Here is a 13,192-nt window from a genome sequence, read left to right as displayed (position 1 = left end):
TCCGTGCGGGATGTGTTCCCGCCATCGAAGGGCAAAGCCGGCAGCGATGCAGCCTGTAGAGGTTTACAGCTATCGTGGCCGACGAATCAGGATCTCGCCTGGCCGGAGGCAGCCAGTCGTGCAACGGCCTGGTTGATCGTTCGAACGCCAAGCTTTGCCTTGGCGTTTTCCAGATGAAAGGTCACGGTGCGCTTTGAGACGCCGAGAAGCTGGCTGATAACCCAAGCCGACTTGCCGCGCGCCGCCCATTTCAGGCACTCGAACTCCCGCGGGGTGAGCGTTACACCGTCCACCACGCGATCGTCGGCGAGCCTGCGCCGGACATGGCTATGAAAGTTGATGGCCACCAGCTGCAATGCTTTTTCGTAACGTGTCAGTGACCGCAACAGAGGCGGGCGGGACTCGTCGGAAGCAAAGGTCAGGGCAGCAAACCGGCCGCGATGATCATGCATGGATATCGTCAGGCCGCCGCGGATGCCAAACTCAGCCGCACTCTCCAGAATTTGTTGCTGCGAATTCGGCAGACAGTGCCGAGCGCGATCCACACCCCAATCGAAGGTATCCCAGCCTTGCAGCCCGCGCAGGATGACCGGATCAAGACTGTGGTACCGCTGTTGCAGATAACGTGATGTCCAGGATGAAGGATAGTTTGAGATCAATTGCGGGGCGTCGCCGGGGGCCGACGGGTAAGTGAAGTAGGCGAATAGCGGAAAATCGAAGCCGGCTGCAGCGGATGCCATTGCCTCACGGAGATCGGCAGCATCAACACTCGCAGACAGTTGCTCGACGAAGTTCTCAAACACGCGATGCATTTGCGCTTTGCGTAACCTCCGTGATCGCTCGATGCCAGGCAGAGACCTTGTTTTAAACGATCCCCGGACGGATACAGCGCGTGCCGAGAACCCCGTTAATCTGTTGAAACCCGTGATATTCTGACGTTGTCTATGAGCCGTGTGCCGCCGAGCCAGGCCGCGACAAGCAAGCGTGCCGGTCGGTCAAGGCTTGTCATCGGTCGCAGATCTGCCTCGTCGCGAAGTTCCAGGTATTCGACCTCGCGATAGCCCGCAGCCAGAATTGCTGCGCGCGCATCGGCAAGCGTTGGCAGGACGGGCGAGCCGCGGGCAAGCCGCTCAGCCGTCTGGAGCAATACCGATGGGAGCTTGGGGGCAACAGCACGCTCTGCTGGCGAGAGCCGGACATTGCGCGATGATAGTGCAAGACCGTCGGCTTCGCGGACTGTCGGACAAGGAACAATGGTGATTGGAATATCCAGGTCCCGGGCCATACGCCTGACTAGCTGAAGCTGCTGAAAGTCCTTTTCGCCAAAGAAGCCGAAGTCAGCGCTGGTCTGCAGGAAGAGCTTGGCGACGACGGTCGCCACGCCATCGAAATGTCCCGGCCGGAAGGCACCGCACAGGCCCTCGCTGACACCGGACACCGAAACGGTCGTGGCGAAGGCCGCCGGATACATCTCCTCTGCATCCGGCGCATAAAGCAGGTGCGCGCCAAGCGGTGCCAGTTTGGCGGCATCCTCGTCCTCGGTGCTCGGATACGCGGCGAGATCGGCCTGGCTGTTGAATTGCTTCGGGTTGACGAAGAGCGTCACGATCACCCGGTCGGCCTTCACGAGTGCCGCGCGCACCAGGCTGAGATGGCCCTCATGCAGGACACCCATCGTTGGCACGACGGCAATCCTCACGCCCTCGCGGCGCCATGCGGCGACAATTTCGCGAAGCTGGGCAACGCTCCTGACAATCGGCACGCTCACGCTGCTTCTCCGCTCTTGGTGCCGTCCGCGTCGGTGGGCTTGGGCGCATCGGCAAACACGTGCTCGGCGGCCGGAAACTGGCGCTCCTTCACTTCCCGCGCATAGGCCGCGATCGCAGCCGCAGCGGCCTCCCCCAGTTCAGCATAGCGCTTGACGAATTTGGGCCGGAAGTCGCCGAAGAGGCCCAGCATGTCGTCGACGACGAGAATCTGGCCGTCACAGGCTGCCGAGGCACCGATGCCAATGGTCGGGGTCGCCACCTCCCCGGTGATCCGGCGGGCGAGCGCCTCGGGAACCTTCTCCAGCACGACCGCAAAGGCGCCCGCTTCGCTCACCGCAAGCGCGTCGCGCCTGATGCGCTCGGCATCCCCGCCTCTGCCCTGCACGCGGTAGCCACCGATGGTGTTGATCGCCTGCGGCGTCAAGCCGACATGGGCCATGACCGGCACGCCGCGCGCGGCGAGGAAGCCGATCGTCTCTGCCATCGTTTCGCCGCCTTCGAGCTTGACGGCCGCGCAGCCGGTCTCGGCCATGACGCGCGCGGCATTGCGGAAAGCCTGCTCGGGGCTTTCCTCGAAGGAACCGAACGGCAGGTCGACCACCATCAGCGCCTGCTCGAGGCCACGGCGCACGGCCTGGCCGTGCGTGATCATCATCTCCAGCGTCACACCGAGCGTCGAGGGCAGGCCGTGCAGAACCATGCCGACGCTGTCGCCGACCAGCACCACATCGCAATGGGGATCGACAAGCCGGGCGACTGGGGTCGTGTAGGCGGTGAGGCAGACGAGCGGCGTCCCACCTTTACGCGAACGAATATCCGGCGGTGTAATCGCCTTGGTGTCACCAAACGCACTCAATGGACCCTCCTTCCCCAACGTTACCAACCGCGGGTGTCGCGTTTGCCACATTTTTGTGCAAGTGCGAAGAGCTAAAAAATGGCCGTGCAGCTGTGCGGTGTTGACGTGCGGACAGGCGCGCTTACACTTAAATCGATTCAGGCGCCCCCGAGCTGGCCAACCACTTTCGCGAACATGGACGATCAGGCAATAGGACCCAGGAAAGACAGAGCCGCCGTCAAGGCCGACGAAGTCAAAGTGGACCTGATCGCCTTTGTCGTCGCCGTAAACGACAGTGAACCCTGTGTCCTCACCATCGGCCAGGCGGACACCCTGCCCTCCGGACCATTTGCGCTTGAGCACCGATCGCTGCAATCCGGTTTGAGGGGGTGGGTCGAGCAGCAGACCGGCCATCCGCTGGGGTATATTGAGCAACTCTACACCTTCGCGGATCGGGATCGCATCGGCGCCGAGCGCCAGCAACGCGTCATCTCCATCAGCTATCTCGCATTGACCCGCAAGGAACAGGCAGCTGGCTCGCCCAAGTGCGGCTGGCAGAGTTGGTATGAATATTTTCCATGGGAGGACCACCGCTCCGGCACGCCTCCGGTCGTGCTGGACGTTCTGCGACCGCGCCTGATTGAATGGGCAGACGGCGTCAGCGACGCGGCCGCGCGACGTGAACGCTGGCAGCGGGCGACGATAGCCTTCGGCTTCGACGACCGCCTTTGGAACGAGGAACTCACGCTTCAACGCTATGAGTTGGTCTACGAAGCAGGCCTGGTCCAAGAGGCCGGAAGCGGACGGGACGCGACGCCGCCTCCGCTGGTGCCCAGCAAGTCTATGGTCGCCGATCATCGCCGCATCGTGGCGACCGGCATTGCGCGGCTGCGCTCCAAGATCAAATACCGGCCGGTCGTCTTTGAGCTGATGCCGCCGGTCTTCACGCTTTTGCAGCTGCAGCGAACCGTGGAGGCGCTCGCCGGCAGGCTCATCCACAAGCCGAACTTTCGCCGCCTGATCGAGCAGCAGGAGCTGGTCGAAGAGACCGGAGAGGCCACCACGGAGACCGGCGGCCGGCCAGCGAAGCTTTACCGGTTCCGCCACGCCGCTCTCGACGAGAGGGTCATCGCCGGGACAAAATTGCCGCTGGCGCGGGGTTGACATCCCTTATACTCACAGCAAGTATATGCTGGTTATTTTCAACTAGAGTATAAGCTGGAGGGGTCGATGAGCGCCATGCTGCCTACGGCCGCGTTTCTCTACGAGCGCGTCCGACGAGTGATCCCGCCGATTGAATGGCCGGCTTTCGTCGAGGATATCGAGGCGATCCTTGCACTGAAGCGCGAGCGCAACGCCATCATCCTGGCGCACAACTATCAGACCCCCGAGATCTTCCATTGCGTGGCCGACATCGTCGGCGACAGCTTGGCACTGGCCCGCACGGCTGCGACGATCGAGGCGCAAGTCATCGTGCTGGCCGGCGTGCATTTCATGGCCGAAACGGCCAAGCTCCTTAATCCGGACAAGACCGTGCTCATTCCGGATCTCAGCGCCGGATGCTCGTTGGCGGAATCGATCACGGCAGAAGACGTGCGCTTGATGCGCCAGCGTTATCCCGGCGTGCCGATCATCACTTATGTCAACACGTCGGCCGAAGTGAAAGCCGAGTCGGATATCTGCTGTACATCCGGCAACGCCAAGGCGGTCGTCCAATCCCTTGGCGTTCCCCAGGTGATCATGTTGCCGGACGAATATCTGGCCCAGAATATCGCCGCCCAGACCGATGTGCAGATCATCGCCTGGAAAGGGCATTGCGAGGTGCATGAGCGCTTTACACCGGCCGACATCCGCGAGTTGCGCGAAAGCCATCCCGGCGTGATCGTGCTCGCGCATCCCGAATGCCCGCCCGACGTCGTGGCTGAAGCAGATTTTTCCGGCTCGACCGCTGCCATGTCCGACTATGTCGAAAGGCAAAGGCCGCCACGTGTCGTGCTGATGACGGAATGCTCGATGAGCGACAACGTCGCGTTAGCGCACCCAGAGGTCGAGTTCATCCGGCCCTGCAATTTGTGCCCGCACATGAAGCGGATCACGCTTGCCAACATCCGCACGGCGCTCGAGCAGAACCACCATGTCGTAACCATCGAACCCGGGATCGCCGGGCGCGCGCGGCTTGCGGTCGAACGGATGCTGGCAATTTGAGCGCCGATATCCGCAGCTTCTTCGGGCGGCCCATCATCATCGGCGGCGGCATCGCCGGACTGATGACGGCGCTTCAACTGGCGCCGGAGCCGGTGCTTCTTCTGTCCAGGACGCTACTGGGAGCTGACAATTCGAGCACCTGGGCACAGGGTGGTCTGGCTGCAAGTTTCGGCGAAGACGACGATCCGGAACTGCACCTGGCCGATACGCTTGCCGCCGGGGATGGTCTCTGCGACACAGACGTGGCGAGCCGCATCCTCCAAGCCGCGCCCAAGGCGATAGAGGGGCTTGCGGGCTTTGGGGTTCCCTTCGACCGTACGTCGAAAGGATCACTGTGCCTCGGATTGGAGGCCGCACACAGCCGACGTCGCATCGTTCATGCGCATGGTGACGGCACCGGGCGTGAAATCATGCGTGCCCTGATCGCGGCTGTGCGTTCCACTCCGTCGATTGTTGTCGTGGAGGGCACGGAAGCGCGCCGGCTGGCGGTGCGAGAGAACGCGATCCGAGGCGTCTGGGCGAGCGGTTCGATAGGACCTGTCTTCTTCGGCTCACGGCGGGTCGTCCTCGCCACCGGTGGGATCGGGGGACTGTTTCTCGACACCACCAATCCTTGGGGCAGTTGCGGACAGGGCCTGGCGCTTGCGGCCCGCGCTGGAGCTGTTCTTGCCGACCTCGAGTTCATCCAGTTCCACCCGACCGCGCTTGACGGCCCGGAACGCCCTATGGTGCTGGTCAGCGAGGCCGTCCGCGGCGAAGGTGCTGCCCTGATCGACGAAACCGGCCAGGCTTTTCTCCAGAGCGTGCCAGGGGCGGAACTTGCGCCTCGTGATGTCTTGGCGCGCGCCGTCTGGAACCATCTTGCCAACGGCCACCGTGTTTTTCTCGACGCGCGGCAACGGCCTGGCCCGGAATTTGCTCGACACTTCCCGACAATCGCATCAGCCTGTCGTGGAGCCGGCATCAATCCCGCGCGCGATCTCATCCCCATTCGTCCGGCCCAACACTACCACATGGGTGGCGTTGCCGTGGACGGCTCCGGTAGGACGTCCGTCAAGGGGCTGTGGGCCTGCGGCGAAGTCGCTTCGACAGGACTGCATGGCGCCAACAGGCTCGCCAGCAATTCCTTGACCGAGGCCGTCGTGTGCGCCCGCTGGGTCGCTGAAAGTGTCGCCGGAACGCCTGCTCGCAGAACAAAGCCTGCGTTTGCGGACGTTTACCCATCGCCCGCTCCGACACCCGTGCGTGTTTTCCTGTCGCGCGCACTCGGCATCGTCCGGGATGGTGAAGGTTTGAAAGCAGCCGCACGTGCCTTATTGCCGCTCGCCGAAAGCAAGGACGCGGCCTCGGATGCGGCGGCTGTCGGGCTAATGATCGCGGTTGCCGCCTTGTTGCGCCAAGAAAGCCGCGGCGCTCATTACCGGACAGATTTTCCTCATCATGCGACTGTCGCCCGACGGTCCGAAATCACCCTCGAAGCCGCCTTGGCCGCTGCGCGGGAACTCGGAAACTCCCCAAGCCTCGAAGGGGCAAAGTGATGACGCTCTCACCGCTTCCCACGGTCATGCTTGAGCCGCTTGTAAGGGCAGCTCTTCTTGAAGACCTTGGCAGAGCCGGCGACTTGACCACGGAGGCCATCGTCCCGAAGGAACACCAAGCGGGAACCGTGTTGGCGGCGCGCCAGTCCGGAGTTGTCGCCGGCCTCGATCTGGCGATGCTCGCTTTCCGCTTGATTGATCCTGATGTCGAAATTTCGGTGGAGCGGGCAGACGGCTGCAATGTCATGGATGGAGAGGTCATTGCATCAGTGGTTGGCCCTGCCCGGGCCATTCTCACAGCCGAACGGACGGCACTCAATTTTTTGTGCCATCTGAGCGGCATCGCTACAGCAACGGCATCGATCGTCGCTGCGGTTCGTGGATATGGCGCGAAGATCGTCTGCACGCGCAAGACGACGCCCGGATTGAGGGCAGTCGAAAAGTATGCGGTGCGCGCGGGTGGCGGATCCAATCACCGTTTCGGCCTCGACGACGCAATTCTGATCAAGGACAACCACATCGCCATCGCAGGCGGCGTTCGCCCGGCGCTCGAGCGAGCACGAAGACGGGCCGGTCATCTCGTCAAGATCGAAGTCGAGGTCGATACGCTGGCCCAGTTGGAGGAGGTACTTGGCTTCGCTCCCGATGCGGTTCTGCTCGACAACATGTCCCTCGCCGATCTTCGCCGCGCGGTCGCAATCGTTGGTGGCCGCACTATCACCGAGGCTTCTGGCGGGATCACGTCCGATACAGCGCGAGCGATTGCCGCGACCGGCGTTGATCTGATTTCAGTCGGCCGACTGACCCACAGCGCGCCGATCCTGGATATCGGCCTCGACTATTGGGACTCATGATTGCCTGAGGAACGAACAGGATCGAATCAACTGTCCTTTCCGATCGTCGTCAATCAGACAGCAAAGCAAGGCAGAACCGGAGAACAGCATGGACATGCAAACAGCCAGTCCAACGCAGACATCGCCACAGGCTCAATCCCCTGACCCTGGAGCGTGGACCCTGGAGAAGGCTCAGGCACTTCACGATGCCCCCTTCAACAATCTCCTCTTCCTCGCGCAAACCGTGCACCGCCAGAATTTCGATCCAAACAAGGTCCAGCTCAGCCGGCTGCTCAGCATCAAGACGGGCGGATGCCCGGAGGATTGCGGCTATTGTAGCCAGTCGGCGCATCACGAGACCGGCCTGAAGGCGTCGAAGCTGATGGAGGTCAGGCGCGTCATCGTCGAGGCGAAGAAAGCGCGTGACGCCGGCGCAACCCGCTATTGCATGGGCGCGGCCTGGCGAAACCCCAAGGCGCGCGACATGGATGCGGTGGTGGCGATGGTCGAAGGCGTCAAGGCGCTGGGCATGGAGACCTGCATGACGCTCGGCATGCTCGATCTTGAGCAAGCCGCTCGACTGAAGCAGGCTGGTCTCGACTTTTACAACCACAACATCGATACGTCGGAACGCTACTATAGCGAGATCATCAGCACGCGGAGCTTTGCGGAGCGGCTCGAGACGCTCGAGCACGTTCGCCAATCCGGCATCAATGTCTGCTGCGGCGGCATTGTCGGCATGGGCGAGGAGCCGGTGGACCGGATCGGCATGCTGGTGACGCTGGCCAACCTGCCGGAACATCCGCAAAGCGTTCCGATCAACATGCTGATCCCGATCCCCGGCACCCCGCTTGCCGACGCCAAGCCCATCGAGCCGATCGAATTCGTGCGCGTGATCGCGCTGGCGCGCATCATGATGCCGAAATCGCATATCCGTCTCTCCGCCGGCCGCACGGCCATGACCGACGAGATGCAGGCGCTGTGCTTTTTTGCCGGCGCCAACTCGATCTTCGTCGGCGACACGCTGCTGACGGCGGACAATCCCGGCGAGGACAAGGATACCCTGCTGTTCCGGCGCCTCGGCATCGAGCCGATGGAACTCGAGGCGCAATGAACGGGGCACCGCTTGCCCGCTATGAGGCGACCTTGCAGGGACTGGCGCGCAAGGACCGGCTGCGGACGCTGAAGCCGCGCGCCGGGCTCGACTTCTCGTCGAACGACTATCTCGGGCTTGCCGCCTCCAAAAGACTTGGCGAAGCGGTTGTGGCGGCGATTGCGCGGGGCACGCCGGTTGGCGCCACCGGGTCGCGGCTGTTGCGCGGCAATGCACCGGAACACGAGCAGCTCGAGGCAGACGCGGCAGCATTCTTTGGAGCCGACGGCGCGCTATTCTTCGGCAGCGGCTACATCGCCAACTTCGCTCTGCTGACTGCGCTGCCGCAGAAGGGCGACCTTTTGGTCCTCGATGAGCTCGCCCATGCCAGCATGCATGAGGGTGCGCAGGCCGGGCGCGCCGAGTTCAAGCTGGCCGCGCACAACGACGTCGATGCTGTCGAGGATGCGATCACGTGTTGGCGCGCCGAAGGCGGCATGGGATGCGTCTGGATCGCGGTGGAAAGCCTTTACAGCATGGATGGCGACTGCGCGCCTTTGGAGAGCCTGGTCGCGCTTGCCGATCGGCACGAGGCATTCCTCGTCGTCGACGAGGCGCACGCCACCGGCGTCTGGGGACCGGACGGCCGGGGGCTGGCCGCCGCTTTCGAGGGCCGCGACAACATCGTCGCGCTCCACACCTGCGGCAAGGCGCTCGGCGCATCTGGTGGGCTCGTGACCGGGCCGAGGACACTGTGCGAGTATCTGATCAACCGTTGCCGGCCATTCATCTACGCCACCGCGCCATCGCCGCTGATGGCGGTCGCGGCGCGCGAAGCGCTCGCAATGCTCGCCGACGAGCCTATGCGGCGTGTTCAGCTGCATGAACGCGTTGCCCTCGCAGGCCGCCAATTGGTCGATCGCTGCGGTGTGATGCCAAGTGGCTCTCAGATCCAGCCCTTGGTGATCGGCGATGTCAGGCGCACCATGGCAATGGCGGCGCGCCTGCAGGCCCGCGGCTTCGACATACGCGGCATTCGTCCGCCGACCGTGCCCGAGGGCACGTCGCGGCTGCGCATCTCACTGACGCTCAATATAGGCGAAGCCGACATTTCCGCCATGGTCGAGGCGCTCGTCGAGGTGTTGGCGCAGACATGACCGGAGGCGACATGACCAAGCGCATCGTCATCACCGGAACAGACACCGGAATTGGCAAGACGGTGTTTTCGGCCGGGCTTGCCGGCCTGCTTGACGGCTTCTACTGGAAGCCGGTGCAATCGGGCCTCGACGGCGAGACCGACAGCGAGGCGGTTGCGCGACTTGCCGGGCTGCCGTCGGGGCGCGTGCTGCCGGAAGCCTACCGCTTGAAGAGCCCGCTTTCGCCGCATCGTTCGGCCGAAATCGACGACGTTTCGATCGAGGCTGCCGATCTTTCGTTTCCGGTCCTGCCGACACCGCTCGTCATCGAAGGCGCCGGCGGGCTGATGGTGCCGCTGAACCGCCGGACAAGGTTCATCGACATATTCGAGCAATGGCAGTTGCCGGTCATTCTGTGCGCCCGCACCGCGCTCGGAACAATCAATCACACCCTGCTGTCGATCGAGGCCCTGCGGGCGCGCGCTATCCCGCTGGCTGGCATCGCCTTCATCGGCGATGAGATGACCGATACGCAACGGACGATCGTGGAATTCGGCGACGTGCCGCAACTCGGCAGGCTGCCGCACCTCGATCCGCTAACGGACAAAACGCTGAGACAAGCGATGATTGCCGGCTTCGACCTCGCTTTGATTGCCGGAGGCGAATGATGCCGCATTCCCGTGTGTGGCATCCCTTCACCCAGCACGCGCTCGAGCCGGCAATCCCTGAAATCGTCCTGACTGAAGGCGCCTATCTCCACAAAGCCAATGGCGTGCGCATTCTGGACGCCATTTCCTCCTGGTGGGTCGTCACACATGGCCACCGCCATCCCCGCATTATAAAGGCAATCGAGACGACCGCCTCGAGCCTCGACCAGATCATCTTCGCAGGTTTCACGCACGAGCCTGCCGAATGCTTGGCCAAGGCGCTTGTCGGACTCGCTCCCGCCGGACTCGACTGGGTGTTCTATTCCGACAGCGGCTCGACCAGCGTCGAAGTCGCGCTGAAGATGGCGCTCGGCTATTTCCGCAACATCGGCGCGCCGCGCTCGCGCATCGTCGTCATGGAGCACAGCTATCACGGCGACACGATCGGCACGATGAGCGTCGGTGCCCGTGGCGTGTTCAACGCCGCCTACGAACCCTTGCTGTTCGAGGTCGACACCATTCCCTTCCCGGCCGCCGGCCGCGAGCAGGAAACGCTGGATAGATTCGAGGCCGTCAGCCGCGACCGGCGCGCCGCCGCGCTGATCATCGAACCGCTGGTGCTTGGCGCCGGCGGCATGCGGATGTATCCGGCCTCGGTTCTGACCGGATTGAAGAAGATCGCCGAAGCCTCCGGCACGCTGCTGATCGCCGACGAGGTGATGACCGGCTGGGGCCGCACCGGGAGCATGTTCGCCTGCGAGCAGGCATCGATTTCTCCGGATATCCTGTGCACCTCGAAGGGCCTGACCGGTGGCACCATCCCGCTGGCGGCCACACTCGCCACCGATGCCATCTTCCAGGCTCACTATTCGACGGACAGGAAGAAGACCTTTTTCCACTCGAGTTCCTACACCGCCAATCCGATTGCCTGCGCGGCAGCACTCGCCAATGTCGAGATCTGGCAGGACGAGCCGGTGGCCGAGCGGATCGCGGCCCTGAGCGCGAAGCAGGCCGCCGGGCTTAGACGCTTTCGCGACAATCCCTACTTCACCGACAAGCGGACGACCGGCACGATTGCGGCGCTCGATCTTCGCGCCGGCTCAGCCGGTTATCTGGCCGAAATCGGCCCGAAACTGCGCGCTTTTTTCCTCAAGCGCGGGCTCCTTGTGCGCCCGCTCGGCAATGTCCTCTATCTTCTCCCGCCTTATTGCATCACCGGCGAGGAGCTGGACGGGCTCTATGACGCCATCGAGGAAGCCGGCGAACGCTTCGGTTCGAGGCCATGAGCAGGTCGTCGCGCCTTCTCGGGTTTGGCCATCATGCGCCTGGGCGAAAGGTGGCCAATGCCGAAATCGAGAACAATCTCGGCCTCGAACCGGGCTGGATCGAGCGGCGCACCGGAATTCGTTCGCGCTTCTGGGCAACGGACGAAGACACGCTGTCTGGCTTGGCCACGCAAGCCGGCGACATGGCTTTGGCGAACGCCGGCATTGCGCGCCACGACATCGGTCTGCTGTTACTTGCCACCTCGACGCCCGATCACCTCCTGCCGCCCAGCGCGCCCCTGGTCGCACATCGGTTGGGGCTGGGCCGCGCCGGCGCTGTCGATCTGACCGGCGCCTGCGCCGGCTTCATCTATGCGCTGATGTTCGCGGACGGATTTACCCGCCTGCACGGCAAAGCGAGCCTTGTTATCGCCGCCAACATCCTCAGCCGCCGCATCAATCCAGCCGAGCGCGCAAGCTCGGTCCTGTTTGCCGATGCCGCCGGCGCCCTGGTGATCGGTCAGTGCGATGATGCTGATCGGGGCATTCTCGGTGCCTCGGTGGATTCGGACGGCTCGCGATACGGGCTGATCCAGATTCCCGCAGGAGGAAGCAACAAGCCGTTCCACGGTGACCTCGATCTCGCGCAAACCCGAATGAGGATGACGGACGGCCGCGAAGTGTTCGCAATGGCCGTGGAGATGATGACCGATTGCTCGACAAGCGCTCTAGCCGCTGCCGGAGTGCGGCCACACGATCTCGGCCGGTTCGTGCCGCATCAGGCCAATACTCGGATTTTCGACGCGGTCGGGAGGAACCTCGGCATCGCGGACCAAGCAATTGTCAAGACGATTGCCGAATACGGCAACTCTTCGGCCGCGACGATCCCGCTGTCGCTCTCGCTCGCCAACCAGATGAAGCCATTCCAGCCTGGAGAGAAAATCCTTCTGTCGGCGGCGGGTGCGGGTCTCAGCGGCGGCGCTCTCGTGGTTGGAATCTAGCCGGCCGGCTCACGCGCGCAGGACTGGTCATGAATGGCGATAGGGCAACAGAACCAATGCCAAAATGGCCTTCTGAAGCTCGACATGACCGAGCTGACGCAGCACGACCCCGTGCGAGCCTCTGGATGAGATCAAATGCATCACCCGTTGCATCATTCGTGCCATCTGAATAAAGCTCAAATACAAAGGGTGAGCCGCCCCATATATGTCTGATACCCGACATTGTTCACATAAAAGGCTCGATGCTTACACGCTCTTTACTCTCTTCTCTTTGCTGTCTGCTCTTTTCTCTTTGCTCTTTGCTCTTCCGTCTTGACTAGCAGGAGCATGCGGCTTATCTCATTGCCGCGTTAGCACTCGCTTCGGCTGAGTGCTAAGCACGCTCCGGCAACGGAGAACCGTTCAACATTCGCACCAAGGAAATCCAAAAATGGCAAAGTCGAATTTCCGGCCGCTGCATGACCGCGTGGTCGTTCGCCGCGTCGAGTCCGAAGCGAAGACCGCCGGCGGGATCATCATCCCCGATACGGCGAAGGAAAAGCCGCAGGAAGGCGAGATCATCGCCGTCGGTTCCGGCGCCCGTGACGAGGTCGGCAAGCTCGTCCCGCTGGACGTCAAGTCCGGTGACCGCATCCTGTTCGGCAAGTGGTCGGGCACCGAAGTCAAGCTCAACGGCGAAGACCTTCTGATCATGAAGGAAGCCGATATCATGGGCGTCATCGGCTGACACGCCGCCTTTCATCCGCACCATCCAATCTGAATTTCGGGCGAAATGCCCAGGAGTAAAAAATGGCTGCCAAAGACGTAAAATTCTCCCGCGACGCTCGTGAGCGCATGCTGCGCGGCGTCAACATCCTCGCCGACGCGGTG

General features: G+C 62.8%; 13 protein-coding genes. 10 read left to right on the top strand and 3 right to left on the bottom strand.

Translation table 11 applies throughout. The features are described from left to right. Positions 1-86 precede the first annotated feature (86 nt). From NKI58_RS32280 to panB, 3 genes are all read right to left on the bottom strand, one after another. Entirely contained in the window at positions 87-812 is a 726-nt protein-coding gene (locus tag NKI58_RS32280) for a LuxR family transcriptional regulator (protein ID WP_352625286.1), read from the bottom strand. 95 nt (positions 813-907) lie between these two features. After that, positions 908-1,768: a pantoate--beta-alanine ligase gene (gene panC / locus NKI58_RS32275; protein ID WP_352625284.1), complete on the bottom strand. Its 861-nt coding sequence runs from the start codon at positions 1,766-1,768 to the stop codon at positions 908-910. Further along, positions 1,765-2,625 (bottom strand): 3-methyl-2-oxobutanoate hydroxymethyltransferase, encoded by an 861-nt coding sequence (gene panB / locus NKI58_RS32270; RefSeq protein ID WP_352625282.1) that lies wholly within the window; start codon positions 2,623-2,625, stop codon positions 1,765-1,767. The genes panC and panB overlap by 4 nt, the downstream gene beginning before the upstream one ends. Positions 2,626-2,799: 174 nt before the next feature. Between panB and NKI58_RS32265 the strand changes: the two genes are divergently transcribed. The 10 genes from NKI58_RS32265 (at position 2,800) to groES (ending at position 13,049) form a co-directional block, all read left to right on the top strand. Beyond that, on the top strand, positions 2,800-3,768 hold the full coding sequence (locus tag NKI58_RS32265) for an NUDIX hydrolase (RefSeq protein ID WP_352625301.1): 969 nt from the start codon (positions 2,800-2,802) through the stop codon (positions 3,766-3,768). Positions 3,769-3,834: 66 nt separating this feature from the next. Next, positions 3,835-4,809 carry a quinolinate synthase NadA gene (gene nadA, locus NKI58_RS32260; RefSeq protein ID WP_352625280.1) on the top strand — a complete coding sequence of 325 codons (975 nt, stop codon included), beginning with the start codon at positions 3,835-3,837 and terminating at the stop codon, positions 4,807-4,809. Then, a complete protein-coding gene (locus NKI58_RS32255; protein WP_352854303.1) occupies positions 4,806-6,347 on the top strand; it encodes an L-aspartate oxidase in 1,542 nt (513 codons plus the stop codon). The genes nadA and NKI58_RS32255 overlap by 4 nt, the downstream gene beginning before the upstream one ends. Further along, complete coding sequence (gene nadC / locus NKI58_RS32250) at positions 6,347-7,201, top strand: carboxylating nicotinate-nucleotide diphosphorylase (RefSeq protein ID WP_352643785.1); 855 nt, start codon at positions 6,347-6,349, stop codon at positions 7,199-7,201. Before NKI58_RS32255 ends, nadC begins: the two co-directional genes overlap by 1 nt. Positions 7,202-7,295: 94 nt before the next feature. Beyond that, positions 7,296-8,294 carry a biotin synthase BioB gene (gene bioB, locus NKI58_RS32245; protein WP_352788701.1) on the top strand — a complete coding sequence of 333 codons (999 nt, stop codon included), beginning with the start codon at positions 7,296-7,298 and terminating at the stop codon, positions 8,292-8,294. Further along, positions 8,291-9,430 carry an 8-amino-7-oxononanoate synthase gene (locus tag NKI58_RS32240; protein ID WP_352788665.1) on the top strand — a complete coding sequence of 380 codons (1,140 nt, stop codon included), beginning with the start codon at positions 8,291-8,293 and terminating at the stop codon, positions 9,428-9,430. The genes bioB and NKI58_RS32240 overlap by 4 nt, the downstream gene beginning before the upstream one ends. Positions 9,431-9,441: 11 nt before the next feature. Next, a complete protein-coding gene (gene bioD / locus NKI58_RS32235; protein ID WP_023679599.1) occupies positions 9,442-10,077 on the top strand; it encodes a dethiobiotin synthase in 636 nt (211 codons plus the stop codon). After that, entirely contained in the window at positions 10,077-11,342 is a 1,266-nt protein-coding gene (locus NKI58_RS32230; RefSeq protein WP_023679598.1) for an adenosylmethionine--8-amino-7-oxononanoate transaminase, read from the top strand. Before bioD ends, NKI58_RS32230 begins: the two co-directional genes overlap by 1 nt. After that, positions 11,339-12,322: a 3-oxopimeloyl-[acyl-carrier-protein] synthase BioZ gene (gene bioZ, locus NKI58_RS32225; protein ID WP_352788662.1), complete on the top strand. Its 984-nt coding sequence runs from the start codon at positions 11,339-11,341 to the stop codon at positions 12,320-12,322. Before NKI58_RS32230 ends, bioZ begins: the two co-directional genes overlap by 4 nt. Positions 12,323-12,752: 430 nt before the next feature. Further along, positions 12,753-13,049, top strand: a complete 297-nt coding sequence (groES, locus tag NKI58_RS32220; RefSeq protein ID WP_352692538.1) for a co-chaperone GroES — start codon at positions 12,753-12,755, stop codon at positions 13,047-13,049. Positions 13,050-13,192: the final 143 nt, after the last annotated feature.

It is taken from the genome of Mesorhizobium sp. M0522, from assembly GCF_040321085.1.
Taxonomy (GTDB): Bacteria; Pseudomonadota; Alphaproteobacteria; order Rhizobiales; family Rhizobiaceae; genus Mesorhizobium.
This window is presented reverse-complemented; position numbering and strand designations above follow the sequence as displayed.

Excerpts from the sequence above, each read along its gene's own strand:
- NKI58_RS32280 (WP_352625286.1), bottom strand. The coding sequence starts at position 812 with ATGCATCGCGTGTTTGAGAACTTCGTCGAGCAACTGTCTGCGAGTGTT.
- NKI58_RS32265 (WP_352625301.1), top strand. The coding sequence starts at position 2,800 with ATGGACGATCAGGCAATAGGACCCAGGAAAGACAGAGCCGCCGTCAAG.
- nadA (WP_352625280.1), top strand. The coding sequence starts at position 3,835 with ATGAGCGCCATGCTGCCTACGGCCGCGTTTCTCTACGAGCGCGTCCGA.
- nadC (WP_352643785.1), top strand. The coding sequence starts at position 6,347 with ATGACGCTCTCACCGCTTCCCACGGTCATGCTTGAGCCGCTTGTAAGG.
- bioB (WP_352788701.1), top strand. The coding sequence starts at position 7,296 with ATGCAAACAGCCAGTCCAACGCAGACATCGCCACAGGCTCAATCCCCT.
- NKI58_RS32240 (WP_352788665.1), top strand. The coding sequence starts at position 8,291 with ATGAACGGGGCACCGCTTGCCCGCTATGAGGCGACCTTGCAGGGACTG.
- bioD (WP_023679599.1), top strand. The coding sequence starts at position 9,442 with ATGACCAAGCGCATCGTCATCACCGGAACAGACACCGGAATTGGCAAG.
- NKI58_RS32230 (WP_023679598.1), top strand. The coding sequence starts at position 10,077 with ATGCCGCATTCCCGTGTGTGGCATCCCTTCACCCAGCACGCGCTCGAG.
- bioZ (WP_352788662.1), top strand. The coding sequence starts at position 11,339 with ATGAGCAGGTCGTCGCGCCTTCTCGGGTTTGGCCATCATGCGCCTGGG.
- groES (WP_352692538.1), top strand. The coding sequence starts at position 12,753 with ATGGCAAAGTCGAATTTCCGGCCGCTGCATGACCGCGTGGTCGTTCGC.